The sequence below is a fragment of the Nocardiopsis sp. NPDC050513 genome (genome assembly GCF_044457925.1).
Taxonomy (GTDB): Bacteria; Actinomycetota; Actinomycetes; order Streptosporangiales; family Streptosporangiaceae; genus Nocardiopsis.
In genome coordinates this window covers 1-26,217 of record NZ_JBITHK010000011.1, presented here as the reverse complement: position 1 = coordinate 26,217, position 26,217 = coordinate 1, and the positions used below count along the sequence as shown (strand labels likewise).

The following is a 26,217-nucleotide window of genomic DNA, read 5'->3' as shown; positions in this document are numbered from 1 at the left end:
GGCGGCCCACCGACCGCCCGCCGACACGTGCTGCTGCTCAACGCCAGCTTCGAACCACTGACGACTCTGCCGCTGCGCAGGGCGATTCTGCTCGTGCTTCGGGAGAAGGCCGAGGTCGTGCACGGGGACGAGGCCGGAGCGGTGCTCCACTCGGCGACCCGGTCGTACAACGTGCCGTCGGTCATCCGGCTCAGACGCTACATCAGCGTCCCCTACGGTCGCAGGGTGCCGCTGACGCGGGTGGCGCTCATGCGCAGGGACCGGCACACGTGCGGTTACTGCGGGAAGAAGGCCGAGACGATCGACCACGTGATCCCCCGCAGCCGCGGCGGGGCGCACGTGTGGGAGAACGTGGTGGCGGCGTGCAAGCCGTGCAACCACCGCAAGGCCGACAAGTTCCTGGACGAACTCGGATGGGAGCTGCACATCACCCCCAAGGTGCCCAAGGGTCCGCACTGGCGACTGATCAACGGTGACCTGCACGGCGACCCGCAGTGGGAGCCCTACATGGCTCACCTGGCGGCCTGACGCCCCGGGGCCGGGGCCACGCGTCCCCGACCGGCCCCGCGGCGGCCCCCTCGCCCTTCGTCGCGCCCGGTGCCCGGGAGACGGAGGGCGGCCGTATTCTGACCGCATGCCCAGATACGAGTTCCGCTGCCGCGAGTGCGGCACCGCCTTCGAGGTCTCCCGCCCGATGGCCCGCGCCGGCGATCCCGCCGACTGCCCGCACGGCCACGACGACACGGTGCGCCTGCTGTCCACCGTGGCCGTGGGCGGACGCGCCGCCGCCCCCGCGCCCTCCGGTGGCGGAGGGTGCTGCGGGGGCGGCTGCTGCTCCTGAGCGGTACGGGACCGCCGGTCCAGGGCCGGGGCCCTGCCACACGGGGCGACGGCTCCGGTGCCGTCCTAGCGTTCGATCTGCGACACGTCGCGCGCGGCGCCGGTCGAGGCCGAGGTGGCCATCGCGGCGTAGGCGCGCAGCGCGGCCGTCACCGGGCGCTCGCGGTCGCGCGGCTGGAAGCGGCCCAGCTCCTTGATCAGTCGCTCGCGGCGGGCGTCGAGCTCGTCCGCGGGGACCTCCAGCACGAGCCCGCGGCCCGGGATGTCGATGGTGATGATGTCGCCGTCCTCGACCAGCGCGATGTCGCCGCCGGCGGCCGCCTCGGGAGAGGCGTGCCCGATGGACAGGCCCGACGTGCCGCCGGAGAAGCGGCCGTCGGTGATGAGCGCGCAGGCCTTGCCCAGACCCCGGCCCTTGAGGAAGCTCGTCGGGTACAGCATCTCCTGCATGCCGGGACCGCCCTTGGGGCCCTCGTAGCGGATGACGACCACGTCACCGGGCCCGACCTGCTTGGACAGGATGCCGTCGACGGCGTCCTCCTGGGACTCGAACACCTTCGCGGGCCCGGAGAAGGTCCACAGCTCCTCCTCCACACCGGCGGTCTTGACGATGGCGCCGTCCGGGGCGAGGTTGCCGAAGAGCACCGCCAGCCCGCCGTCCTTGGTGTAGGCGTGCGGCACGGAGCGGATGCAGCCCTTCTCCCGGTCGGTGTCCAGGCTGTCCCAGCGGGTGCTCTGCGAGTACGCCTTGGTGGTGCGCTTCCCGCCCGGCGCGGCGTGGAACAGCTCCACGGCCTCGTCGGTGGCGGTGCCGCCGGCGATGTCCCACTCGGCGATGAACTCGCCGACGGTCTTGCCGTGGACGGTGGGCAGGGAGGTGTCCAGCAGGCCGCCCCGCGCCAGCTCGCCGAGGATGGCGGGGATGCCGCCCGCCCGGTGGACGTCCTCGATGTGGTACTTCTCCGTGTTCGGCGCGACCTTGCACAGGCACGGCACGCGGCGGGAGACGTCGTCGATCTCCGGGAGCCCGAAGCCGACGCCCGCCTCGGTGGCGGCGGCCAGCAGGTGCAGGATCGTGTTGGTGGAGCCGCCCATGGCGACGTCCAGGGCCATGGCGTTGCCGAAGGCGGCCGGGGTGGCGATGGACAGCGGCAGGACGGACTCGTCGTCGTCCTCGTAGTAGCGCTTGGCGGCCTCGACGACCAGGCGTCCGGCGTCCTCGTACAGGGCGCGGCGCGCGGTGTGGGTGGCCAGGACGGTGCCGTTGCCCGGCAGGGCCAGACCGATCGCCTCGGTCAGGCAGTTCATCGAGTTGGCGGTGAACATGCCCGAGCAGGAGCCGCAGGTCGGGCAGGCCGCCTCCTCCATCTCGTCCAGCTCCGCCTGGGAGACGCTCTCGTCGGCCGCGGCGATCATCGGGTTGATGAGGTCGAGCTTGCGGACCGTGGTGGCGGCGCCGTCGACCACGGTGACCTTGCCCGCCTCCATGGGGCCGCCGGAGACGAACACGGTGGGGATGTTGAGCCGCAGCGCGGCGAGCAGCATGCCGGGCGTGATCTTGTCGCAGTTGGAGACGCACACCAGGGCGTCCGCGCAGTGCGCGTTGACCATGTACTCGACCGAGTCGGCGATGAGCTCGCGGCTGGGCAGGGAGTAGAGCATGCCGCCGTGGCCCATGGCGATGCCGTCGTCGACGGCGATGGAGTTGAACTCGCGCGGCACTCCGCCCGCCTCGCGGATCGCCGCGGCGACGACCTCGGCGACCTCGCGCAGGTGGACGTGGCCCGGGACGAACTGGGTGAAGCTGTTGGCCACGGCCACGATGGGCTTGCCGAAGTCCTCGCGCTCCACGCCGGTGGCGCGCATGAGGGCGCGCGCGCCTGCCATGTTCCTGCCGTGTGTGACCGTGCGTGAGCGTAGCGCGGGCATGGGGTGGACTCCCATCGGTTCCGGGTGTTTCCCTTCGATGGTAGTCGCCCCGCGGGCGTGCTTCGGTCTCGAATCCGAAGACACGATGTCCGAATCGTGAGATGGCAGGGTGTTTTCCCGCCGCACGCGGAGGACCCGGGAGGGACCACGGCGCCGTGGTCCCTCCCGGGTCCTCCCTGGACGAGTTCCCGAGCTGTTCAGTACCGGGGCGGAAGCGCCTTCTTGGCGGCCTCGTAGATCTCCTCGATCTCGCGCTCGTCCAGACGGTCCCGGCCCGTGCGCAGCCACTTGCGGACCTTGGTGCCGGTGATGATGTCGACGCCGCGCAGCCGGTGGCTGTCCCAGGGCATCCCGGGGCCGTAGATGGCGAGGGAGGCGCGCACCGAGATCTCGCGGCCCAGTTCCTTGCTGATGAGTTCCTCGGCCCGCTTGGCCTCCTCCAGCGCCTCGTCGATCCGCTCGTTCTTGCTGAACCGCCCGTGGTAGAGCTTCTCCAGCTTGTTGCGCAGGGGCAGGCGCCGGTCCCACGACTCGGAGTCGATCGCGAACGCGCCGCGACGGCCCACGATGAAGTGGTCGATCTGCCCGTTGCCGCCGGGGACCGCGCGGGCGTGCAGGACGCGGTAGCCGAGCTGCTTCATCACCCGGAGCTGGACCTCGGTCTTGCGCTGGGCCGCCGAGGGCCTGCGCCACCGGGGAACCTCGGACTCGCGCCGGGCGGCGTAGACGGTGATGCCGACCAGGGCGCCCAGACCGAGGGTGACCCCGATCCGCCAGTCGGCGGTGAGCAGTCCGAAGGCCATGGCGACCAGCGCGGCGACGGCCGCGCGGAGGGACCACTTGCGCGCGGTCTCGTTGGACTTCAGTGTTCCGTAGAGCGCCTTAGCGCCCGAATTGTCATTCTTCTTCCGTTGATGAGGGAAAAAGAGCTCTTCGGGGCTGTGTGTCGTCGCGTCGCTCGGTTGGGTGCGTTCGTTCGCTGTCGTTGCCGATTCCACGTCGGACAGGTTAGTTCCATCCATATCCGAGTCCTAGTGCATGACTTCTCACATTTTTCTTCCCCCGTTCCGCTGGACGCATACGTGTTCGCGACGCGGGGCAAGGGAAGGATCACCGGTTCGACAGTCTCTCTAGAGAAGACCGCCACGGCAGTGGTGCCCCGTGACGTGCCCGCTAATCTGGTGGATCATGACCCAGATCCACGAACTTCCGGCACACCGACTCGCCGACCTGGTGCGCAGTCGCGAACTGTCCCCTCGTGAGATCGCTGAGCACTGTCTGGAGCGGATCGAACGGCTCGATCCCACCTTCGGCGCGTTCATTACGGTTGGTCCGGAACAGGTCGTCGAACAGGCCCTCAACGCGGAGAAGCGTGTCATGCGCGACACGCCGGACGCCCTGCCGCCCCTCCTGGGAGTACCCCTGCCCATCAAGGACCTGGACCTGATGGCCGGAGCGCCCACCACCTTCGGCTCACGCGCCGTCGACCCCGAGCCGGCCCCGCTCGACGACGGCGCGGTCGCCGCACTGCGCTCCGCGGGCGCCCTCCTCCTCGGCAAGACCAACACGCCCGAGTTCGGGTGCACCTGCTACACGGAGAACGACGTCGCCCCGCCCAGCCGCAACCCCTGGGACACCGACCGCACACCCGGCGGCTCCAGCGGGGGCGCCGCCGTCGCGGTCGCCGCCCGTCTGGCGCCCGCCGCGCACGGGAGCGACGGCGGCGGATCCCTGCGCATCCCCGCCAGCGCGTGCGGGTTGGTCGGCCTCAAGCCCACACGGGGACGGATCTCCGCCGGGCCGCTCAGGCCCGACCTCCTCGGCCTGTCCTCGGCCGGACCCCTCGCCCGGACCGTACTGGACGCCGCGCTCCTGCTCGACGCCATGGCGGGCCCGCGGCCCGGCGACCTGTACACCGCCCCGACGCCCGCACCGGGCGGGACCTTCGCCGACCACGCTCGCCGCGACCCCGGCCGGCTGCGCGTCGGCCGCTACGCCGACGCCGGAAGCACGGGAGCCCCCGTCCACCCCGACGTCCTGGCGGCCTACGACGCGGCCACCGGTCTTCTGGTCGGACTCGGCCACGACGTGGAGGAGGTCCCCGCCCCCGGCGACGCCCACTTCGGCGGAACCTTCGCGGAGGACTTCGGCGTGCTCTGGGCGGCGATGGCCTCGGCCAGCCCCGTGGACCCCGCCCGCGAACACGAGCTCAGGCCGATCACCCGCTGGCTGCGCGACCGGGCGCGCGCCACCCCCGTCTCCGCCTACGTCGCGGCCTGCGCCCGCCTCCAGAGGGGGGTGCGTTCGCTGATCGCCGCCACCGAGCCCTACGACGTGCTGCTCAGCCCCACCCTGGCACTGCCTCCGGTCCCGATCGGGCACTTCGACCACGACGGTCCGGAGGAGGAGTTCCTCCGCATGACCGAGTTCTGCCCGTTCACGTCGGTGTACAACGTCTCCGGCCAGCCCTCGGCCAGCGTCCCCCTGCACTGGTCCCCGGACGGGCTGCCGATCGGCGTCATGCTCACCGGCCGGATGGGCGGCGAGGGCACACTTCTGTCGCTGGCGGCGCAGCTGGAGGCGGCCCGCCCCTGGGCGCACCGCGTCCCGCCAGGGGTCGACTAGGCGTCCCCGACGGCCGGGGCGGCCGGGCTCGTCCCGGGCGCACCGGGCCCCGCCGCCCCGGCGGTGGCCGTGCTCGCCGCCGCCGGGACGAACACGCTCAGCCCGGCGGCCAGCAGGGCCACCGCCGCTCCGCCCGCCGCTCCGCCCGCCACCCCGAGGCCGTCGATCAGCGCACCGATCATCGGCCCCGCGAACGCACTGCCGACACCCATGGCCGAGGCCAGCCAGCCGAACGCCTCGGCGCGGCGGTCGGAGGGGGAGACCTCGCCGAGCCGCCCCATCGCCGCCGCCACCGTGGGCGCGATGGCGACCCCCGACAGGAACAGCAGCGGGGTGATCCACAGCGGGGTGGACAGGTGGACGACCGGAGGCATGAACGGCACCAGGACCGCCAGTCCCAGTGCGGCGGCCACGCTCCGCCGCACCAGGCGCGGCCGCCCCCGCAATCCTCCGGCGACCGCCCCGCCGACGAGCGAGCCCAGCGCCCACACCGATGCCAGCACCATGACGTACTGCGGGGACTCCAGTTCGTTGGCCCACGCCACGATGACCAGGTCCACGCCCACGATGCCGCAGACCAGCAGCAGCGACATGAGCAGCAGGACGCACAGCGCCGGATAGCGCAGCAGACTCCTCCGGGGCGCCGCGCCCGTGGGCCCGGCGTCCCGCCGCGCGGGGTCGGGGCCGGTCACCCCGGCGCGGCGCAGGGAGAGCGCGAACCCCACCGCTCCCGCCAGGGCCAGCACCGACAGCAGCCCCAGAGCCCACCGGGGACCCGCGAAGGCCACCACACCCGCGGTGAGCACGGGGCAGAAGACGAAGAGCAGTTCCTGCGTGGTCGCCTCGGCCGCGTAGATGGCGTTGCGCTCCGCGCCGGAGGTCAACCGCGGCCACAGGGCGCGGACGATCTGGTTGGCGGGGGAGCCGAACGCCCCCGTGACGAGCGCCAGCGGCACCGCCAGCCACCACAGCGGGCCCGGCAACAGGGCCAGGGCGAGGAGCCCGGCGCTGAACACCGCACCGCAGACCAGCACCAGCCGGTCGCTGTCGCCCCGGTCGGCCATCCGTCCGCGCAGCGGGCCGACCGCCGCCAGGCCCAACGTGAACGCGCCCGCCACCACCCCGGCGTAGGTGTAGGAGTCCGTCCAGTCCTCGACGAGGAACGTCACCGCGATCATCAGCCCGGGGAAGTAGAAACGGGCGACGAGCGACCAGGTCAGCAGCGACAGGACGTGGGGAACGGCGAAGACACGCCGGTAGTTGGACAGCACCCCGTTCATTATGCACAGGCCGCTGACGTACGGCGATGGGATTTACGGTTGCCCCGGGAGACGTTCTGGCCCCACGCCGCGCGGTCCTGCGGTGTACGCGGCCCGGGTTAGGGCATGATCGATTGCTGTGAGGGACGTTCAGCTGGCCCGCGTGGCCGAGCAGTACGGAGTCGCGACCGCCTACGAGGACTGGCGGGGCCGACGCGTGCCCGTCAGCCCCGACACGATCCGCCACGTCCTGGCGGCGCTGGGGGTGGACCCCGAGCACCCGGTCCCCGCGACCAGACGGAGCCCGCTGCCGCCCGCCGTCGTCGTCCGCGAGGGCAAGGCGCCCGACCTGGTCCTCCCCGAGGGCGCGCGCAGCACCGTGGAGACCGGCGACGGGTCCCTGCTGCCCTTCGACCCGGGCCTCCCGCTCGGAGTGCACACGCTGCGCGTCGAGGACGGCGGCGCCGAACACGACGCGCCCCTGCTCGTGGTCCCCGACCGGATCGAGCCCAGCGCCCTGCGCGGGAACCGGCGCCTGTGGGGGCTCATGGCGCAGGTCTACAGTGTCCGTTCCCGTGCCTCATGGGGCACAGGTGACCTACGTGACCTCGCCGAGCTCGCCGACTGGGGCGCGCGGGACCTCGGCGCCGACTTCGTCCTGGTCAACCCGATGCACGCCTCCGAGCCCGTCGGTCGCGTGGAACCCTCGCCGTACCTGCCGGTCAGCCGCCGCTACGCCAGCCCGCTGTACGTCCGGGTGGAGGACATCCCCGAGTACGCCCGGCTCGACCCGGCCCAGCGCGAGGGCATCCAGCGCCTGGCCCGGCCCCTGCGCGAACGGGGCCGCACCGCGGACCTGCTGGACCGCGACGCGGTCTGGGGCGCCAAGCGCACCGCTCTGGAAGTGCTCTTCCAGGTGCCGCGGGCGCCCGGCCGCGAGGCGGCGCTGCGCTCCTACCTGCAGCGCGAGGGCCGACCCCTCGTCGAGTTCGCCACCTGGTGCGCCCTCGCCGAGGAGCACGGCAACGACTTCCGGACCTGGCCCGCCCAGCTGCGCGACGTCGGCGCGCACGCGGTGGGGGAGAAGGCGCTGGGCCTGTGGCCGGAGGTGGAGTTCCACCGCTGGCTCCAGTGGGTCCTGGACGAGCAGCTCGCCCAGGCGCAGATCACCGCCCGCGGCGGAGGCATGGACCTGGGCATCGTGCACGACCTGGCGATCGGCGTGCAGGCGGGCGGCGCGGACGCGTGGATGTACGGCGGCGCGCTGGTCGCCGGTCTGCACACGGGGGCGCCGCCCGACGAGTTCAACCAGCGGGGGCAGGACTGGGGGCAGCCGCCCTGGCACCCGCGCGGTCTCGCCGAGCTGGGTTACGCGCCCTTCCGCCAGGTCGTCGGGCAGTCGCTGCGGCACGCGGGCGGCGTCCGCGTCGACCACGTCATGGGGATGTTCCGGATGTGGTGCGTGCCCGAGGGGGCGACCCCGGACGAGGGCACCTACATCCGCTACGACCACGAGGGCATGGTCGGCTCGCTCCTGCTCGCCGCCCGGCGGACCGGCGCGGTGGTGGTCGGCGAGGACCTGGGCACCGTGGAGCCCTGGGTCCGCGACCACCTGCGCGACCGGGGGATCCTGGGCACCTCCGTGCTGTGGTTCGAGCAGGACTCCGAGGGTGAGCCGCTCTCCCCGGACGAGTGGCGCGCCGACTGCCTGGCCACGGTCGCCACGCACGACCTGCCCCCGGTGGCGTCGTTCCTGTCGGGCGAGCACGTCGAGCTGCGCGACCGGCTGGGGCTGCTCGACCGCCCCCTGGACGAGGAACTGGCCGAGTCGGAGGCGCGGGTGGACCGCTGGCGGTCGCTGCTGGTGGAGCTGGGGCTGCTGGACGAGGACGTGGATCCGGTGACCGACCCCGCCTCGGTGGTGGCGGCGATGCACGCCTACCTGGTGGCCACCCCCGCGCGGATGATCGGTGTGGCGCTGACCGACGTGGTGGGGGAGCGGCGTATGCAGAACCAGCCGGGCACGAGCACGGAGTACCCGAACTGGCGGATCCCGCTCACCAGCGGTGAGGGTGAGCCGGTGCTCGTCGACGAGCTGCTGGCGGACCCGCGCACGGTGGCGCGCATCCGCCGGACCCTGGGCCCGGTCGGCGGCGGCCAGGGCCGCATGCTCTAGGCGCCGGCGGCCCCGGGAACGCACTCCGCGTCCCCGGGGCGCGGTCATGCCCTAGACCCTGCTCTGGCCCGTGGCGATGTCCTTGGCGCGGGCACGCAGCGCGCGCTCCACACCGGCCCGGCCCTCCACGAGCAGGCGGCGCAGTGACGGAGCCGGGTCGTGCTCGGCGATGTAGGCGTCGGTGCGCTCCAGCGTCGCCTCCTCGACCAGCCCGCTCGGGTACATCATCTCGGCGAAGCTCTGCGCGAACTCGCCCGTCCACTTCTCCCAGGCCGGGGCGAGCTGGGCGAAGTACTTCTCCATGTACGGGCGGTACAGCTCGGCCTGGCCGGGCTCGGTGAAGCCGAGCAGCGTGGCGCGGAACTCCGCGTTGGCCAGGTCGGCGCCGACGATCCGCTCCCACGCGGTGGCCTTGGCCTCGGCGGTGGGGATGGCGGCCCGGGCGCCGGCGGCGTGGCGCTGGCCGGTCGCGGTCGGGTCGGACTCCAGCTCGGCGGCGATCTCCGGCTCTCCGAGCTGGCCCTGGGCGACCAGACGGCGCAGCAGCGTCCAACGCAGGTCGGTGTCGATCGTGAGGCCGTCGACGGTGATCGCCCCGTCGAGCAGCCCCCGCAGGAGCGACAGGTGGGCGTCCGTGCGCGCCGAGTCGGCCAGGGCGTTGGCGTAGGCGAGCTGGAGGTCGCCGCCCGGCTCGGCGGTGTTGAGCAGTTCCTGGAGCCGGTCCCCGAGCCGCTCGAAGCCGATCGGGCGCCAGGCGGGGTCGGCGTAGTTGATCAGGGCCGCGGCGGCCTGGCGCAGCAGCGTCTGGGCGACCATGACGTCGTCCACGCCGCCGATCCCGGAGATGACCAGTTCCACGTAGTCGCGGGCGGCCATCTCGGCGTCGCGGGTCATGTCCCACGCCGCGCCGAAGGCGAGCGCGCGCGGCAGGGAGTCGGCGATCTCCCCGACGCCCTCCACGACGGTGCGCAGGGACCGCTCGTCCAGACGGATCTTGGTGAAGGTGAGGTCGTCGTCGTTGATGAGGACCAGGTCCGGCCGCGCCTCGCCGACCAGTGCGGGAACCTCGGTGCGGGGGCCGCTGACGTCGAGCTCGACGCGCTCGCGGCGCACGACGCCGTTCCCGGTGCGGTCGTACAGACCGATCGCCAGCCGGTGCGACCGCAGCGTCGGGTGCTCCTCGGCGGCCTCCTGCACGACCGCGAACGACGTGAAGTTCCCGTCGCCGTCGACCGCGAAGTCCGGGCGCATCGTGTTGACGCCCGTGGTCTCCAGCCACTCGCGCGACCAGCCCGACAGGTCGCGGCCCGAGGCCGCCTCCAGGTGCCGCAGCAGGTCCTTCAGCTCGGTGTTGCCGAAGGCGTTCTCCTTGAAGTAGGCGCGCACCCCCGCGAAGAACGCGTCCACCCCCACGTACGCCGCGAGCTGCTTGAGCACCGAGGCGCCCTTGGCGTAGGTGATGCCGTCGAAGTTGACCTCGACGGCCTGGATGTCGACCATGTCGGCCGCGATGGGGTGGGTCGAGGGCAGCTGGTCCTGGCGCAGAGCCCAGGCCTTCTCCACGTTGGCGAAGGTCGTCCACGCGTCCGTCCACCGGGTGGCGTTGGCCTGGCAGTAGACGCTGGCGTAGGTCGCGAAGGACTCGTTGAGCCACAGGTCGTCCCACCAGCGCATGGTGACCAGGTCGCCGAACCACATGTGCGCCATCTCGTGCAGGATGGTCTCGGCGCGCCGCTCGTACCGGGCGTCGGTCACGCGGGACCGGAAGACGTAGTCCTCCAGGAACGTGACGGCGCCCGCGTTCTCCATCGCGCCCGCGTTGAACTCCGGCACGAACAGCTGGTCGTACTTGCCGAAGGGGTAGCGCAGGTCGAAGAGCCCGTGGAAGAAGTCGAAGCCCTTCTTCGTGACGTCGAACAGGGCGTCGGCGTCCAGGTGCTCGGCCAGGGAGGCGCGGCAGAACAGCCCCAGAGCGATGCCGTCGTGCTCGTCGCGCACCACGTGGTACGGGCCCGCGATGAGCGCGGTGATGTAGGTCGACATCACCGGCGTGGGCGGGAAGTGCCAGCGCACCCGGCCCTCGGAGCCGGTGGCCTCGCGCTCGGCGTCGGGGGCGCTGTTGGACACCACGTGCCACGAGTCGGGAGCGAACACCGCGAGCTCGAAGGTCGCCTTGAGGTCGGGCTGGTCGAAGCACGCGTACATGCGGTGCGCGTCGGCCGTCTCGAACTGGGTGTACAGGTACACCGACGCGTCCACCGGGTCGACGAACCGGTGCAGACCCTCGCCGGTGCGCATGTAGGCGGCGTCGGCCACGACGGTCAGTTCGTTGTCCGCGGCCACCTCGGGCAGGATCAGGCGCTCACCGTCGAACAGCTCCCCGGGGTCCAGCTCGCGGCCGTTGAGCCGGGCCGAGAGCACCCTGGGGGCGGTCAGGTCCACGAACGTCCGGGCGCCCGCCTCCGAGCTGGAGAAACGGATCACGGTGGTGGACCGGAAGGTCTCCTCGCCCGTGGTCAGGTCGAGCTCCACGGCGTAGGAGTCGACGCTCAGAATCCGCGCCCTCTCCCGAGCCTCGTCCCGTGTCAGGTTCCCCGCCACGCCACGCTCCCTTCACGGCCGCCGTCGTCGCCGGCCGGAATCGTCGTCATCACTCGGCTTCGATCCTGCCACGCGCCGGCGAGGAATGCGCAACCCGTGCTGCTGGTTGTCCACTCTCGGCGGACCCGGCGAGGCCGGGTGGCCCACAGCGACGAGGAGCGATGATGACGCAGTCCCCCGTAGAACCCGACGTCACCTACGCCGACATGTGGTTCGATCCCGCGTGCCCCTGGGCGTGGATCACCTCCCGGTGGCTGCTGGAGGTCGAGAAGGTGCGTCCGGTGCGCGTGCGCTGGCACGTCATGAGCCTGTCGGTGCTCAACGAGGACAAGGAGGGGCTGCCGGAGGTGTACCGCAGCCTGCTCGACACGGCGTGGGGCGCGGTCCGCGTGTGCGTCGCCGCCGAGCAGCAGCACGGCCCGGAGGTGCTGGGCGACCTGTACACCGCCCTGGGCACCCGGTTCCACCACGACAGGGAGCCGCGCACCCCGGACACCTACCGGGACGCGCTCAAGGAGGCCGGTCTGCCGGTGGAGCTCGCCGCCGCGGCCGAGTCCACCGAGTACGACGCGGCGCTGCGCGCCTCGCACGCCGAGGCCATGAGGCTGGTCGGCGAGGACGTCGGCACGCCCGTCGTGAGCGTGGAGGGCGTGTCCTTCTTCGGCCCCGTGGTCACCCCGACCCCGCGCGGCGAGGAGGCCGCCAGGCTCTGGGACGGCGTCCGCCTGGTCGCCGGGGTCGAGGGCTTCTTCGAACTCAAGCGCACCCGCACCGTCGAGCCGAGCTTCGACTAGCCGACTTTCGATTAAGGTCGGATCCGGGCGGGCGGCCAGCCCGCCCGGTACCTCCGCCCAACCGTCCGCGCCGCGGACGCGACAGACGGATCGAACAGGGGGCGTGGCCGTGTCCGGACCCGACGGCGACCGCAGGGTCGACTTCTTCGACGACCTCGACATCCTGCCCGACACCACCAGCGACGAGCGGCCCCTCGGCTGGGGTGAGGACGGCGGCGACGACGACACCGCGCGGCTCGTCGACGAGCGCCCGCCGCACTGGGACTGATCCCGCGTCCGGGATTCCACCGGCCCGGCTCTCGACGCTGGCCAACCAGAATCCCGTTCTGCGAGAGTGGGGGCATGCGATCCCTCTACATCGACGGCGCCTGGCGCGCGTCCGCCTCCGGCGAGGGCCTGGACGTGCTCAACCCGGCGACCGAGCAGGTCATCGACACCGTTCCGGCCGGAGCCGCCGAGGACGTCGACGCGGCGGTCGCCGCCGCGTCGGCGGCCCTGCCCGCGTGGTCGGCGCTCACCCCGGGCCAGCGGGTGACGCACCTGGCCAAGGCGCTGGAGCTGTACGAAGCCCGCGTCGACGACGTCGCCGCGATCCTGACCCGCGACATGGGCGCGCCCGCCGGGTTCGCGCGCAAGGTCCAGGCGGGCCTGCCCGCCCTGATGTTCCGCACCTTCGTCGACCTGGTCGAGGAGGTCGGCGACCGCTACTTCGAGGGCGAGCGCCAGGGCAACTCGCTCATCGTGCGCGAGCCCGTCGGCGTCGTCGGCGCCATCACGCCGTGGAACTACCCGCTGCACCAGATCGTGCTCAAGGTCGTGCCCGCGCTGCTCGCGGGCAACACCGCGGTCCTCAAACCGAGCGAGGTCGCGCCGCTGTCCGCGTACGCGCTCACCGAGGTCCTGCACGAGGCGGGCCTGCCCGCGGGCGTGTTCAACCTGGTGTCCGGGACCGGTCCGGTCGTCGGCGAGGCGATCGCCGCCCACCCGCGGGTCGACATGGTGTCCTTCACCGGCTCGACCCGCGCGGGGATCCGGGTCAGCCAGGTCGCCGCCGAGACCGTCAAGCGGGTCGCGCTCGAACTGGGCGGCAAGTCGCCCAACGTCGTCCTGCCCGACGCCGACCTCGTCCAGGCGGTCAAGCGCGGCGTCGCCGACGTCATGCGCAACACCGGGCAGAGCTGCAACGCGCTCACCCGGATGCTCGTGCACCGCGACTCCTACGACGAGGCCGTGCGCCTGGCCGCCGAGTCCGCGGCCAGGTACGTCCCCGGGGACCCCGAGGACGAGTCCACCCGTATGGGCCCGCTGGTCTCGGCCGCCCAGCTCGACCGCGTCCGCGAGTACGTGCGCGTCGGCGTGGAGGAGGGCGCCCGCCTGGTCACCGGCGGAGCCGGACCCGTCGAGGGCCGCACGCGCGGTTACTACGTCAGCCCGACCGTCTTCGCGGACGTGGACAACGGCATGCGGATCGCGCGGGAGGAGATCTTCGGCCCGGTCCTGTGCCTGATCCCGTACGACACCGAGGAGGAGGCGGTCGCCGTCGCCAACGACACCGTGTACGGGCTCAACGCGGCCGTGTGGTCGGCCGACCCGGACCGCGCCCTGTCCGTCGCCCGGCGGCTGCGCGCGGGGCAGGTGGAGGTCAACGGCGGCGCCCTCAACCCGCGCGCGCCCTTCGGCGGCTACAAGCGTTCCGGGAACGGGCGCGAGTGGGGACTGCACGGCCTCGACGAGTTCTTCGAGGTCAAGGCGGTCCAACTCTGACCGCGCGCCCGCCCGGCGACGGATCGGATATGCGCCGAGTCACACCCGTCGACGCCGTTCGCGCGGAATCGGCCCCGGTGAACGGCGCGTTGTGGGGTGTGGAAAGATGCGGACCGGATATCCCCCGGTCGAACCCTGATGAGGTGTGAGTTGAGCAACAAGCCCGCGGTCTCCAAGGCAGGTCCCCTCGGCAAGGACCTCAGGTCGATCCTGGTGTACAACCTGGTCTCCCTGGTCTCCATGGCGCTCTTCGCCGCCCTCGGACTGAGCGTCGCGGCCGTCGCCACCTCCTGAGGGGTTCCACCCGAACCCTTCCGCGCCCCGCCCGTCCAGGCCGGATGGGGCGGGGCGCGGCGCGGGTGGCCCGTGTGACCTGCCAAACTGGGCACGTGCGTGTTTACCTTGGATCAGATCATGCGGGCTACGAGCTCAAAGAACACCTCGTCTCCTGGTTGAAGGAGCGCGGCCACGAGGTCGTCGACGCCGGGCCCTTCGTCTACGACGCCGTGGACGACTACCCGCCCTTCGTCCTGCGCGCCGCCGAGGGCGTCGCCTCCGACCCGGGCTCGCTCGGCGTCGTGATCGGCGGGTCGGGCAACGGCGAGCAGATCGCCGCGAACAAGGTCAGGGGCGTCCGTGCCGCCCTGGCCTGGAGCGAGGACACCGCCCGCCTGGCGCGCGAGCACAACGACGCGAACGTGCTCGGCATCGGCGGCCGGATGCACTCGCTGGAGGAGGCGACCCGCTTCGTCGAGGCCTTCCTCTCCACTCCGTACAGCGACGAGGAGCGGCACACCCGCCGCATCGGCATGCTGTCCGCCTACGAGGAGTCGGGCGAGCTCCCGCCGCTTCCGTAAGTACTCCGGTCCGGTCCGCCCCCGTGCCGTGCCGGCGCGGGGGCGGACCGCTGTCCGGGGCCGGTGCGCGCGGATCCCGGGGGAGCCTGAGTCCGGGTCCGGGACCTGCGGTCGCGTCCGGAACGTTCCCGGAAGCGGCGGTCGTGTCCGAGAGAGGATGATCGTCCCGGCAAACCCACCAGAACCCTGAAGGAACAGGGACCGAATCCCTACGCTCGGTTATCGGATGAACCTAAACCTGTGGTTATGGGAGAGAACACCGCTGGTTGCGCGTGCCTGGCCCGCGCCCCCGCGCTACAGTTCGTGCACAGTGGCCAGCCTCTCATCGTCCGCTCCGCGGCGGTGACGGCGCGTCGGCGCCCCCGGCCACGGTCACCAGGGCGTGCCCCGCACCCGACCACCGCCCGACCCGGTACCGAACGTCTCCGCCCCAGCGCGGCCGTGCCGTACGAGAACCCGAACCGCCCGCGTGCGCGCGGGCGCGCCGATCCAGGGGATACATGAAGCCCACACCGACCGCCAAGACCACCCGGCTGCTGCGTACGACCACGCAGCGGCTCGTAGCGGTGCTCCGGCGCAAGGTGCTCTTCCGCTACCGGCTCGTGCTCATCACCCTGGTCGCCCTGGCGGTCGGGGTCGGCGTGGGCGCCGTGTGGGGCCCCGCCGGCTGGTTCCCGCCCAGCTCGACCATCCTCACCGTTCTGGCCGGCGGGCTCCTGCTCAAGCGCAAGAGTCTGGCCTTCCTGCTCACCGTGGTCGCGGCGGTCCTGGTCTTCGTCGCGTTCATGCTCGACTTCGGCCAGGTGGGCCCCGGCCTGCTGGTCACCATCGGCGTCACCGCCGTGCTGGCCTACCTGTTGTCGGGGGTGCGTGAACGGCTGGGCGTGCAGGGGCTCAGCGGCGAGATGATGCTGCTGGACCTGCGCGACCGGCTGCGCCACCAGGGGCGGATGCCCGACCTGCCCGCGGGCTGGGGGCGCACCGCCGTCCTGCGCCAGGCGGGCGGCTCGTCCTTCGGCGGCGACTTCGTCGTGTCGAACCGCCGGGACAACCGGCTCGACATGGCCGTGGTCGACGTCTCCGGCAAGGGCGTGGACGCCGGGACCCGGGCCCTCATGCTCTCGGGGGCGTTCAGCGGCCTCATCGGCGCCGTGCCCCCCGGGGACTTCCTCGCCCACTGCAACGACTACCTCATCCGCGACGGCGGCGGTGAGGGATTCGTCACGGCCGTGCACCTGAGTGTGGACCTGGACACGGGCGAGTTCCAGATCGCCTCCGCCGGGCATCCGCCCGCGCTGCACTACGACAGCGGGTGCGGGGTGTGGAGCACCACCGAGGCCAAGGGCGTGGTCCTCGGCGTCATCCCGGAGATGACCTACACCTCCGTCGAGGGCAAGCTCAGGCCTGGTGACGCCATCATGCTCTGCACCGACGGCCTCATCGAGACGCCCGGCGAGGACCTCGACGCCGGGATCGACCGCCTGCTGGGCGTGGCCGAGTCGGTCGTCGCGCGGGGCTTCGCCACCGGCGCGGGCAAGGTCGTCGACGTCCTCAGCAAGGACAAGAACGACGACTGCGCGCTCGTGGTCCTCTGGCGAGACTGACACCCGACGGGGCCGCGCGTGCGGTTCCCGGCGGCTCCGGGCGATAGGGTCGACCCGACTCCCGATCCCGGCGCGGCCGACGAACGTCCCCGGGCCGCCGTGCCCGCTTTCCCTTCCGCCCCTCGGCGCCGTCGCACGCACGGCTGACCACCCCGTTCGGGGAAGGCGGTACCGCACCGGGGGAGACGAGACGACACAGGCGGCCCCGCGGGCGGTCCCGCGCGGCGTTGGAGACGCAGGGGGGTGCTTCGCATGGCAGACGGCGAGCGCGCTGAAGAGCTCTACGAACTGGTCGAGAACAACGACCTGACCGGCATCAGGCTCTGGTTGGCCGAACACAGGCCCTACGAGATCGCGGACGAGCTCACCCGAATCCCCGACCGCGACGCGATCATCCCCTTCCGGCTCCTGGACAAGGACCGCGAGCTGGAGGTCTTCGAGGAGCTCGACCCCGGCCAGCAGCAGGTCATCCTCGGCGGGCTGCGGGACACCGCCTTCCACGAGCTGCTGGAGGAGATGGACCCGGACGACCGGGCCCGCCTCATCGGGGAGGCCCCCGCCAAGATCGCCACCCGCGCCCTGGCCGGGCTGAGCCCCGCCGAGCGCAAGATGACGGCGGCGCTGCTGGGCTACCCCGAGGAGTCCGTCGGCCGGTACATGACCCCGGAGACGGTCATCCTGCACCGCGACCTGACCGTGGGCCGCGCCTTGGAGGTGGTGCGGGCCAGGGGCGCCGACGCCGAGACCATCTACAGCCTCCCGGTCGTCAGCGACGGCCGCCGCCTCGTGGGCACGGTCGGCCTGAGCGACCTGGTCGTCGCCGACGACGAGCAGGTGCTCAAGGACATCGTCGACGTGCTGGCGCCGCGGGTGCGCGCCACCGAACCGGTCGAGGACGCCGCCCGCCTGATCCAGGAGGCCAACCTGGTCTCCCTGCCGGTGGTGGACTCCGAGGAACGGTTCGTCGGGCTGTTCACGTTCGACGACGCCCTGGAGGTCATCGAGGCCGCCGACTCCGAGGACATGGCCCGCCAGTCCGGCGCCAGCCCCCTCGGTGAGCACTACGTGTCCGTGGGCGTGGTGCGCCTGGTGGCGGCGCGGGTGGTGTGGCTGATGCTGCTCATCGTCGCGGCGACGCTGACCGTCAACGTGATGCAGGCCTTCGAGGGCACGCTGGAGGCGGTCACGGCCCTGGCCATGTTCGTGCCCATGCTCATCGGCACGGGCGGAAACGTCGGCGCGCAGTCGGCCACCGCGATCGTGCGCGCCCTGGCCGTCGGCGAGGTGCGGGTGCGCGACCTTCCGGCGGTGATCTGGAAGGAGGCCAGGGTCGGGCTGCTGCTCGGCGGAGTGCTGGCCGTGCTCGCGCTGGGCATCGGCACGCTGCTGGTCGGGTTCGAGGTCGCGGTCGTGGTCGCCTGCTCGGTGATCGCGGTGTGCACGTGGGCGGCGGTCATCGGTTCGTCCATGCCCCTGCTCGCGCGCAAGGTGGGGGTCGACCCGGCGGTGGTCTCCTCGCCGATGGTCGCGACGCTGGTCGACGCCACGGGTCTGATCATCTACTTCTCGATCGCCCGCGCGGTCCTGGGCATCTGAGCCGTCCGAACCCGTACGCACGGTACCGAAGCCGTACACACCGTGCCGATACCGCTGCGCTCCGCATGAACGGCAGGTGAAGCGGGTATCGCGGTAGGTGCAGGACGGATCTAGGGGGGATTCCATGTCCGGTACCGGAGATGCGTTCGACCGGTTGAAGAAGGCCGTCGACGACAACGCCGACAAGGCGCGCAAGGTCGTCGACAAGACCGCCGAGGCAGCGAAGAAGGCCACGGGCGGGGCCCACGACGACGTGATCGACAAGGGAGCCGGAGCCGCGACGGAGTACCTGCGCAAGCGTGCGGAGGAGGACCGGAAGAAGTAGGGGAGAAGTCTCGCCCATCCGGGGCGGGCACGGCGCGTCCACGGGCGTGCTGGCCCGCCCCTCGGCGTTCCCGCGCCCGCGATGTCCGGGCGATACCCCGTATCCGCTGGTCAAACCTGGTTTGTGACAGGGTTACGCTGGTGAGGTAAGGCGAACCTAATGTGAGGCGGTGCGGGTGTGAGCGATCTCGGCGGGCGCCCCTGCCAGCTCACGGTCTGCCGCGGCTGCTGCTGCGGAAAGAGGAAGAAGGTACCGGGGGTCGATCACAAGGCGCAGCTGGCGCGGCTCAGCGCCATCGACGACCGGTCGGGCCGCACCGTCCCCGTCCGCACCAGCAAGTGCCTGGGCATCTGCTTCCAGGGCAACGTCGTGGTCGTCCAGCCCTCCCAGGCGGGAAGGGCCGCCGGGGGCCGTCCGGTCTGGCTCGGGGAGATCACCGACGACGCGCTCGTCGGCGCGATCGACGAATGGATCTTCCGGGGCGGCCCCGGCCTGGCGCCGCTGCCCGGCGTCCTGGCCGACCACGTCACCTCCAAGGACGCCAAGAAGCCGAAGAAGCGCAAGAAGGCCAAGAACGCCAGGAAGGCCAAGAAGGAGCGGAGCAAGGCGCGCGAGAAGTCCGAGCGCAAGGCGCGGAAGAAGGCCGCCCGGAAGGCACGCGGGGCCGCCCAGGGGAGCAAGGGGAAGGCCAAGCGCGGCGACGCCGGGAAGAAGGCGGGCAAGGGCGGCAAGAAGAACCGCTAGCGCGGCCTCCTCACCGCCCCCGTCGGGGCCTGGCCGCTATCCGCGCTGCGGAGCGAACTGCGTGCGGTACAGCGCCGTGTAGAGCCCGTCCTGCCCCAGCAGCTCCTCGTGCGTTCCGCGCTCCAGGATGCGGCCGTCCTCGAGCACCAGGATCTGGTCGGCCTCGCGCACCGTGGCCAGCCGGTGCGCGATCACCAGCGACGTACGCCCCGCGAGCGCGGCCGACAGCGCCTCCTGCACCGCCACCTCCGATCCCGAGTCCAGGTGCGCGGTCGCCTCGTCCAGCACCACGATCGACGGCTCCTTGAGCAGCAGCCGCGCGATCGCCAGCCGCTGCTTCTCGCCTCCGGACAGCCGGTACCCGCGGTCGCCCACCATCGTGTCCAGACCGTTCGGCAGCTGCTCCAGGAGCGCGCCCAGCCGCGCCATCCGCAGCGCCTCCTCCAGTTCGGCGTCGGTGGCGTCCGGCCGGGCGTAGCGCAGGTTCGCGCCGACCGTGTCGTGGAACAGCTGCGCGTCCTGGGTGACCACGCCCACGGCGTCGCGCAGGGAGTCCGACGCGGCCTCGCGCAGGTCCAGGCCGCCGACCAGGACGCGGCCGTCGGTCGGGTCGTACAGCCGCGACACCAGGTGGGTCAGCGTGGTCTTTCCCGCGCCCGACGGTCCGACCAGCGCCACCATGGTGCCGGGCGCGGCGCGGAAGGACACGTCGCTGAGCACCTGGGTGTCGCCGTCGACCACCGCTTGCGGTGTCGCCTCCAAGGACGCGACCGAGGGCTCCTCGGCGCCCGAGTAGCGGAACGACACGTGCTGGAACTCCACGGGGAGGGGGCCGTCCGGGAGCGGCCGCGCGTTCGGGCTCTCCTCGATCCCGGGCCTCAGGTCGAGCACCTCGAAGACCCGGTCGAAGGAGACCAACGCCGTCATGATCTCCACGTGCACGTTGGACAGCGTGGTCACCGGCCCGTACAGCCGGGCGAGGAGGGTGGTCAGCGCGACCAGGGTGCCGACCTCGAAGGCGCCGCCGATCGCCAGCAGGCCGCCGACGCCGTAGACCATCGCCAGGGCCAGCGCCGTGATCAGCCCGAGCATGCTGAACAGCAGCGAGCCGTACACCGCCTGGCGCACCCCCAGGTCGCGGACCCGGCTCGCACGCCGCGCGAAGCCCGCCGACTCCTCCTCGGGGCGGCCGTAGAGCTTGACCAGCATCGCCCCGCCGACGTTGAACCGCTCGGTCATCAGCGAGCTCATGTCGGCGTTGGTGTCCATGGCGTCGCGCGAGATGTGCGCCAGCCTGCGGCCGATCAGTTTCGCCGGGACGACGAAGAGCGGCACCAGGACCAGCGCCACCAGGGTCACCCGCCAGGACAGGGCGAACATCGTCACGATGACGGCGGTCGCGCTGATCAGATTGGACACCACCGACTGGAGGACCGACGTGATCGCCCTCTGGGCGCCCACCACGTCGGTGTTGAGCCGACTGATCAGCGAACCCGTCAGCGTGCGGGTGAAGAAGGACAGGGGCATCCGCTGCACGTGGGTGAACACCTGGGTGCGCAGGAGGTAGATGACGCCCTCCCCGATGTGGGAGGACAGCCACCGGCCGAGGAGGTTCAGCACTCCCTCCAGGACGGCCAGACCGGCCGCGGCGACGGCCAGCCACACCACCAGGGACCGGTTCCCCGGCAGGATGCCCTGGTCGATGATCGCCTTCAGCAGGAGGGGGTTGGCCACCACGATGCCCGCGCCCACGGCGGTGACCAGGAGGTAGGACGCGATCGCCCGCCAGTGGGGGCGGGCGTAGGAGATGATGCGGCGGGTGATGCCGGGGGGCAGTCGGTGCCCCCGGGCGCTCCCGTCGTTGACCAGGGCCCGGTAGGAGGGCCTCCCAGACATCATGAGCAGCCTCGTTCGTCTCGCCAGTTCGCCACGCATGCGACAACACCGGTGCGGCGCGGCCGCTTCCCAGGTCGGGACGCGCTCCTGCCGCCCGGAGGAGGGGGGTCCGCAGCCGGGTCAGAGGGAGTGGGCGAGGCGGCCCAGCGCGGCCGTCGTGGAACGGCCGGGGGTGAAGGGCAGCTCCCAGGCCTGCGCGCCGAGGGCGTCGGCGCCGCGGATCTTGGCCTGGGTGAAGCGGTCACCCTCGGTGTAGGCCAGGGCGGCGGGGGCCAGGGGGCGCAGGAGGTCGGCGTAGGCGGCCCAGTCGGCCACCTCGGGCGGGCCCTGGACGACGAAGGAGGCCGCGACGCAGCCGAGGGCGGCGATGGTCTCGGCGCGCTCCTCCGCGGGGTTGACCGGGCGTCCGGGGCCCTTCCAGGCGCGCACGCGCTCGTCGCACTCGATGCCGACGGCCAGCGGCAGCCCGCGTTCGGCGATGCTCTGGAGGAAGCGGACGTGCCCGACGTGGAGGACGTCGAAGACCCCGGTGACCACGACCGGCCGCTCGGGAAGCTCGTGGGGTTCGAACCAGTGCGCGCTGAGGGGGGTGACCGCGCCGCCCGTCGCGTTCGTGTCCGTCATCCAGTCACCGCTCCGCGGAGTGTCGAGGGCACCCGTGCCTGGTTCCGCCGACGGGCTCACCCGAAGGGTCAACGTACCCGTTCCGCGTGGCTATTCCACGCAGCGGGCCGGAACCGAACCGGATTCGCCTTGGCACGGGCCTTCGCGGAGCGGGGTGTGTCGGATGTCACCGGGAACCGGATCGGGGCGGAACGGCGAAGCGAGCCGTGTGTCTGCGACACCGGCTCGCTTCGGGTGGAGCGGGCGACGGGAATCGAACCCGCATGGCCAGCTTGGAAGGCTGGAGTTCTACCATTGAACTACGCCCGCGTGGCGTCGGAGCCCCTGGGTTTCCTCTAGACTCGTGGAGCCGACGGAGACAAGAGTACAGTCTCCGGAGCGTTGGTCGCACACCCACCCGGTGTGCGATCGTCGTGATTCGCACGGGGTGTGGCGCAGCTTGGTTAGCGCGCATGCTTTGGGAGCATGAGGCCGCGGGTTCGAATCCCGCCACCCCGACGAGACCATCCGTGGCAGCGGCCGTCGGCCGTGCGCCGTGGCCCCCTGTCTGTCTGCCCTAGACTTGGTGCGATCAGCAGGAAACTGTAAGTCCCAGCCCGTCGCAGGGCACCCCAGGCAACGCGGTCACCAGACTGGCCGGGGTGCGCGCGTGCCGTTCGCCGTTGTGTGTGGCGCGCATGCGGGCCGACGCGGACACCAGCCGGCAAACCTAGGAGTACCGCCCCGTGAAGACCGATGTCGAGGAGCTGAGCCCGACCCGGGTCAAGCTGACCATCGAGGTCCCCTTCGAGGAGCTCGAGCACGCTTTCGACGTGACGTACAAGTCGCTCGCCAAGCAGGTCCGGATCAAGGGCTTCCGCCCGGGTAAGGCGCCGGCGCGGCTGATCGACCGCTACGTCGGCCGCGGCGCGGTCATCAGCGAAGCGGTGAACCACGCCGTTCCGGAGCTCTACAACGAGGCCATCCAGAAGGAGGAGCTCTTCGCGCTCGGGCAGCCCGACGTGGAGGTCACCAAGCTGGAGGACAACGAGGAGTTCGCCTTCACCGCGGAGGTCGACGTCCGGCCGAAGTTCGAGGTCGAGAACTACAAGGGCATCGAGGTGACCGTCGACAGCGCCGAGGTCACCGACGAGCAGGTCGACGAGCAGATCAGCACGCTCCGCGAGCGGTTCTCCACCCTCGTCGGCGTCGAGCGCCCCGTCGAGGACGGCGACCACCTGTCGATCGACCTCTCCGCCGCCATCGACGGGGAGAAGCTCGAGGACGTCGCGGTCAGCGGCTACTCCTACGAGGTCGGCACCAACACCATGCTCGAGGGCCTCGACGAGACCCTGCGCGGCATGGAGGCCGGCGGCGAGTCGACCTTCAAGACCACCCTGGTGGGCGGCGAGCACGAGGGCAAGGAGGCGGACGTCACCGTCACCGTGCACAGCGTGAAGGTCAAGGAGCTGCCCGAGCTCGACGACGAGTTCGCCCAGCTGGCCAGCGAGTTCGACACGATCGACGAGCTGCGCGGGGACGTGCGCAACCGCATGGGCGAGGTCCGCCGCATCCAGCAGCTCTCCGCGGCCCGCGACAAGGCCCTGGAGAAGCTGATCGAGTCGGTCGAGATCCCGCTGCCGGAGTCGGTCGTCGACGAGGAGATCACCCGTCGCCGCGAGAGCCTCGAACAGCAGCTCGCCCAGAGCGGCCTCACCAAGGAGGCCTACCTCGAGTCGCAGGAGAAGACCGAGGAGGAGTTCGAGGAGGAGCTCACCACCGGCGCCAGCTCCGCCGTCAAGGCCGGGTTCATCCTCGACCAGCTGGCCCTCCAGGAGGAGCTCAGCGCCGACCAGGGCGAGCTCAGCCAGTACGTGTTCCAGCAGGCGCAGCGCATGGGCGTGAGCCCTGACCAGCTGGCCCAGCACCTGGTCGAGTCCAACCAGATCCGCGTCGCCTTCACCGAGGTCGTCCGCGGCAAGGCCATGGACCTGGTCCTGGCCGAGGCCACGGTGACCGACGAGGACGGCAACGTCGTCGAGCAGCCCAAGCCCGAGAGCGACGAGGCCGCCGTCGAGGAGGCCGCCAAGGCCGCCGCCGCTGCCGCCGCCGAGGCGACCGAGGACGCCGGGGACGAGGCGGCCGAGGACGCCGGGGACGAGGCGGCCGAGGACGCCAAGTAGTCCCCGCCGCTGCGTGCCCGCGGGCCCCGTCCGACCTTCCGGGTCGGGCGGGGCCCGTTCTCGTTCGCTCGTGGAGGAAATCGCCGTGTGGTGCTTGCTCCACCCTGCGCTCAAAGCGAACAGGCACGGTATCCGTGCAACCCCGGTACCGGTCGGCGTTAGTGTCGCAGTATCGCAACCGTTTCGATTCCGGAGCAGGTGACGAGAGTGCCGCCGACCTTTGAAGAGTCCCCGCGATTCGACGCACGTACGTCCGACTCGCAGCTTTCCCCTTTTATGGAGCAGACGCCTCAGCGCCTGTTGCGCCAGCGAATCGTTTTCCTCGGCGACCAGGTGGACGACGAGATCGCCAACCGTCTCGTCGGTGAACTCCTGCTGCTGTCCGCCGAGGACCGCCACCGGGACATCACCATGTACATCAACTCGCCGGGCGGTTCCGTCACGGCGGGCATGGCGATCTACGACGTCATGCAGTACATCCCGAACGACGTCCGCACCGTCGGCATCGGCATGGCCGCCTCCATGGGCCAGATGCTGCTGTGCGCCGGCGCCCCGGGCAAGCGTTACGCCCTGCCGCACACGCGGGTCATGATGCACCAGCCCTCCGGCGGTATCGGGGGCACGGCCTCCGACATCCGCATCCTCGCCGACCAGCTCCTCTACGTGAAGAAGATGTTCATCGGCAAGATCGCCGAGCACACGGGGCAGTCGCCGGAGCAGATCGAGAAGGACGCCGACCGCGACCGCTGGTTCACCGCGCAGGAGGCCAAGGAGTACGGCTTCATCGACGAGGTCCTGGAAGGCACGCTCGACGTGACGACGGACCGTTCGCAGAGTTGATCCCGTCGGACCTGGATGCAGGAACGGCGCAGTGCGTGGAAGGCGTGAAATGACCGAGTTCAACCCCAGTCTCATCGGCGGCGCGGCCTCGATGGCTCCGCAGAGCCGCTACGTCCTGCCGTCCTACGTGGAGCGGACGTCGTACGGGGTCAAGGAGATGAACCCGTACAACAAGCTCTTCGAGGAGCGGATCATCTTCGTCGGCGTGCAGATCGACGACACGTCGGCCAACGACCTGATGGCCCAGCTCATCACGCTCGAGCAGCTCGACTCGGAGCGGGACATCCAGATGTACATCAACTCCCCGGGCGGCTCGTTCACCTCGTTGATGGCCATCTACGACACGATGCAGTTCGTGCGCCCGGACATCCAGACGGTCTGCATCGGCCAGGCCGCCTCCGCCGCCGCGATCCTCCTCGCGGGCGGCACGAAGGGCAAGCGGGGCGCGCTGCCCAATTCCCGCATCCTGATCCACCAGCCCGCCACCGAGGGGATGCACGGCCAGGCCAGCGACATCGAGATCCAGGCCAACGAGATCACCCGGATCCGCACGCAGCTGGAGACCACCCTGGCCCGGCACACCGGGCGTACGCCCGAGCAGGTGTCCAAGGACATCGAGCGGGACAAGATCCTGACCGCGGACGAGGCCGTCGAGTACGGAATCATCGACTTCGTCCTGCCCTACCGCAAGGCGTCGCTGAAGTAGGGGGCCGTCGGCCGCTCCCGAGGGCGGCCGGCGCCCGTTCCGGTCCGGCCGCCCGTTCCCGGTGATTCGGGGGAGTTCGGTGGGTCGGAAGGTGCGAGCCGGACCGGTCTTTGACCCGCCTGGGACAGCCCGGTGGTGAAGCCGGTCCGGTTTTTCGCTTAGTCTGGCGGAGAGCGACACACAGATCGCCCCGTCCGTGGCCCCGGTCGTGGACGGGATCGGGAGCTCGGCTTCCGCACGGTTCGCGTGAGCGGCACCGACGGGGCGGCCTTAGTTTTGAGGAGTGGCTGGGTGGCACGCATCGGCGACGGCGGGGACCTGCTGAAGTGCTCGTTCTGCGGCAAGAGCCAAAAGCAGGTGAAGAAGCTCATCGCCGGCCCCGGCGTGTACATCTGCGATGAGTGCATTGATCTCTGCAACGAGATCATCGAGGAGGAACTCGCCGACGCCACCGAGCTCACGTGGGACAGTCTGCCCAAGCCGCGGGAGATCTACGAGTTCCTGGACTCGTACGTGATCGGTCAGGAGCAGGCGAAGAAGGCTTTGTCGGTGGCGGTGTACAACCACTACAAGCGGGTGCGTTCGGAGGGGGAGCGGCCCGGTGACGAGGGTGTGGAGATCGCCAAGTCGAACATCCTGCTGTTGGGGCCGACGGGGTCGGGTAAGACGTTGTTGGCGCAGACCCTGGCCCGGATCCTGAACGTGCCGTTCGCGATCGCGGACGCGACGGCGCTGACGGAGGCGGGGTATGTGGGTGAGGATGTGGAGAACATCCTGTTGAAGTTGATCCAGGCGGCCGATTACGACGTGAAGAAGGCCGAGACGGGGATCATCTACATCGACGAGGTGGACAAGGTCGCTCGTAAGAGTGAGAA

The 26,217-nt window shown here is 71.3% G+C and carries 23 protein-coding genes and 2 tRNA genes; 18 read left to right on the top strand and 7 right to left on the bottom strand.

Features of this window, described 5'->3' with window-relative positions:
- Window positions 1–27 precede the first annotated feature (27 nt).
- A complete protein-coding gene (locus ACIBFB_RS19700; protein ID WP_017600919.1) occupies window positions 28–528 on the top strand; it encodes an HNH endonuclease in 501 nt (166 codons plus the stop codon).
- 106 nt (window positions 529–634) lie between these two features.
- Window positions 635–841 carry a zinc ribbon domain-containing protein gene (locus tag ACIBFB_RS19695; protein ID WP_397232097.1) on the top strand — a complete coding sequence of 69 codons (207 nt, stop codon included), beginning with the start codon at window positions 635–637 and terminating at the stop codon, window positions 839–841.
- Between the two features lie 65 nt (window positions 842–906).
- Here the strand turns inward: ACIBFB_RS19695 and ilvD are convergent, their stop codons facing one another.
- Complete coding sequence (gene ilvD / locus ACIBFB_RS19690; protein WP_397232095.1) at window positions 907–2,769, bottom strand: dihydroxy-acid dehydratase; 1,863 nt, start codon at window positions 2,767–2,769, stop codon at window positions 907–909.
- A gap of 197 nt (window positions 2,770–2,966) precedes the next feature.
- On the bottom strand, window positions 2,967–3,791 hold the full coding sequence (locus tag ACIBFB_RS19685) for a nuclease-related domain-containing protein (RefSeq protein WP_397232093.1): 825 nt from the start codon (window positions 3,789–3,791) through the stop codon (window positions 2,967–2,969).
- Between the two features lie 166 nt (window positions 3,792–3,957).
- On the opposite strand from ACIBFB_RS19685, the gene ACIBFB_RS19680 reads away from it, so the two are divergent.
- Window positions 3,958–5,394 (top strand): amidase, encoded by a 1,437-nt coding sequence (locus ACIBFB_RS19680; RefSeq protein ID WP_397232091.1) that lies wholly within the window; start codon window positions 3,958–3,960, stop codon window positions 5,392–5,394.
- On the opposite strand, the gene ACIBFB_RS19675 is transcribed toward ACIBFB_RS19680, so the two are convergent.
- A complete protein-coding gene (locus ACIBFB_RS19675) occupies window positions 5,391–6,665 on the bottom strand; it encodes an MFS transporter (protein WP_397232089.1) in 1,275 nt (424 codons plus the stop codon). The two genes, ACIBFB_RS19680 and ACIBFB_RS19675, sit on opposite strands and share 4 nt — an antisense overlap.
- A gap of 127 nt (window positions 6,666–6,792) precedes the next feature.
- Between ACIBFB_RS19675 and malQ the strand changes: the two genes are divergently transcribed.
- Window positions 6,793–8,829 (top strand): 4-alpha-glucanotransferase, encoded by a 2,037-nt coding sequence (gene malQ, locus ACIBFB_RS19670; protein ID WP_397232087.1) that lies wholly within the window; start codon window positions 6,793–6,795, stop codon window positions 8,827–8,829.
- 51 nt (window positions 8,830–8,880) lie between these two features.
- On the opposite strand, the gene pepN is transcribed toward malQ, so the two are convergent.
- The gene (gene pepN, locus ACIBFB_RS19665; RefSeq protein WP_397232085.1) at window positions 8,881–11,430 is read right to left on the bottom strand and encodes an aminopeptidase N; all 2,550 of its coding nucleotides are present in this window, start codon (window positions 11,428–11,430) and stop codon (window positions 8,881–8,883) included.
- A gap of 164 nt (window positions 11,431–11,594) precedes the next feature.
- Here pepN and ACIBFB_RS19660 point away from each other — a divergent pair, with 164 nt between their 5' ends.
- The 9 genes from ACIBFB_RS19660 to ACIBFB_RS19620 all read left to right on the top strand — a co-directional run bounded on the left by ACIBFB_RS19660 (window position 11,595) and on the right by ACIBFB_RS19620 (window position 19,114).
- Window positions 11,595–12,224 carry a DsbA family protein gene (locus ACIBFB_RS19660; RefSeq protein WP_397232365.1) on the top strand — a complete coding sequence of 210 codons (630 nt, stop codon included), beginning with the start codon at window positions 11,595–11,597 and terminating at the stop codon, window positions 12,222–12,224.
- Between the two features lie 109 nt (window positions 12,225–12,333).
- The gene (locus tag ACIBFB_RS19655; protein WP_397232083.1) at window positions 12,334–12,492 is read left to right on the top strand and encodes a hypothetical protein; all 159 of its coding nucleotides are present in this window, start codon (window positions 12,334–12,336) and stop codon (window positions 12,490–12,492) included.
- 74 nt (window positions 12,493–12,566) lie between these two features.
- A complete protein-coding gene (locus ACIBFB_RS19650) occupies window positions 12,567–13,988 on the top strand; it encodes an aldehyde dehydrogenase family protein (RefSeq protein ID WP_397232081.1) in 1,422 nt (473 codons plus the stop codon).
- A gap of 150 nt (window positions 13,989–14,138) precedes the next feature.
- Window positions 14,139–14,282 (top strand): hypothetical protein, encoded by a 144-nt coding sequence (locus ACIBFB_RS19645; RefSeq protein WP_397232079.1) that lies wholly within the window; start codon window positions 14,139–14,141, stop codon window positions 14,280–14,282.
- A 95-nt stretch (window positions 14,283–14,377) separates the two neighbouring features.
- A complete protein-coding gene (locus tag ACIBFB_RS19640) occupies window positions 14,378–14,845 on the top strand; it encodes a ribose-5-phosphate isomerase (protein WP_397232077.1) in 468 nt (155 codons plus the stop codon).
- A 500-nt stretch (window positions 14,846–15,345) separates the two neighbouring features.
- Window positions 15,346–16,449, top strand: a complete 1,104-nt coding sequence (locus ACIBFB_RS19635) for a PP2C family protein-serine/threonine phosphatase (RefSeq protein ID WP_397232075.1) — start codon at window positions 15,346–15,348, stop codon at window positions 16,447–16,449.
- Window positions 16,450–16,701: 252 nt separating this feature from the next.
- Window positions 16,702–18,045 (top strand): magnesium transporter, encoded by a 1,344-nt coding sequence (gene mgtE, locus ACIBFB_RS19630; RefSeq protein WP_397232073.1) that lies wholly within the window; start codon window positions 16,702–16,704, stop codon window positions 18,043–18,045.
- A 124-nt stretch (window positions 18,046–18,169) separates the two neighbouring features.
- Complete coding sequence (locus tag ACIBFB_RS19625) at window positions 18,170–18,370, top strand: antitoxin (RefSeq protein WP_397232071.1); 201 nt, start codon at window positions 18,170–18,172, stop codon at window positions 18,368–18,370.
- A 177-nt stretch (window positions 18,371–18,547) separates the two neighbouring features.
- Window positions 18,548–19,114 carry a (2Fe-2S) ferredoxin domain-containing protein gene (locus ACIBFB_RS19620; protein WP_397232069.1) on the top strand — a complete coding sequence of 189 codons (567 nt, stop codon included), beginning with the start codon at window positions 18,548–18,550 and terminating at the stop codon, window positions 19,112–19,114.
- A gap of 36 nt (window positions 19,115–19,150) precedes the next feature.
- On the opposite strand, the gene ACIBFB_RS19615 is transcribed toward ACIBFB_RS19620, so the two are convergent.
- The 3 genes from ACIBFB_RS19615 to ACIBFB_RS19605 all read right to left on the bottom strand — a co-directional run bounded on the left by ACIBFB_RS19615 (window position 19,151) and on the right by ACIBFB_RS19605 (window position 21,943).
- Complete coding sequence (locus ACIBFB_RS19615; RefSeq protein ID WP_397232067.1) at window positions 19,151–21,013, bottom strand: ABC transporter ATP-binding protein; 1,863 nt, start codon at window positions 21,011–21,013, stop codon at window positions 19,151–19,153.
- A 117-nt stretch (window positions 21,014–21,130) separates the two neighbouring features.
- Window positions 21,131–21,634 carry an adenylyltransferase/cytidyltransferase family protein gene (locus ACIBFB_RS19610; RefSeq protein WP_397232065.1) on the bottom strand — a complete coding sequence of 168 codons (504 nt, stop codon included), beginning with the start codon at window positions 21,632–21,634 and terminating at the stop codon, window positions 21,131–21,133.
- A gap of 235 nt (window positions 21,635–21,869) precedes the next feature.
- Window positions 21,870–21,943: transfer RNA gene (locus ACIBFB_RS19605), tRNA-Gly, on the bottom strand.
- Between the two features lie 114 nt (window positions 21,944–22,057).
- Here ACIBFB_RS19605 and ACIBFB_RS19600 point away from each other — a divergent pair.
- The 5 genes from ACIBFB_RS19600 to ACIBFB_RS19580 all read left to right on the top strand — a co-directional run.
- Window positions 22,058–22,132, top strand: a tRNA-Pro gene (locus ACIBFB_RS19600).
- Between the two features lie 227 nt (window positions 22,133–22,359).
- Complete coding sequence (tig, locus tag ACIBFB_RS19595; protein WP_397232063.1) at window positions 22,360–23,796, top strand: trigger factor; 1,437 nt, start codon at window positions 22,360–22,362, stop codon at window positions 23,794–23,796.
- Window positions 23,797–24,072: 276 nt separating this feature from the next.
- On the top strand, window positions 24,073–24,636 hold the full coding sequence (locus ACIBFB_RS19590) for a ClpP family protease (protein ID WP_397232061.1): 564 nt from the start codon (window positions 24,073–24,075) through the stop codon (window positions 24,634–24,636).
- A 49-nt stretch (window positions 24,637–24,685) separates the two neighbouring features.
- The gene (locus tag ACIBFB_RS19585; protein ID WP_397232059.1) at window positions 24,686–25,342 is read left to right on the top strand and encodes an ATP-dependent Clp protease proteolytic subunit; all 657 of its coding nucleotides are present in this window, start codon (window positions 24,686–24,688) and stop codon (window positions 25,340–25,342) included.
- A gap of 291 nt (window positions 25,343–25,633) precedes the next feature.
- Window positions 25,634–26,217 (top strand): ClpX C4-type zinc finger protein (locus ACIBFB_RS19580; protein WP_397232057.1); only part of this gene is annotated, 584 nt, incomplete at its 3' end.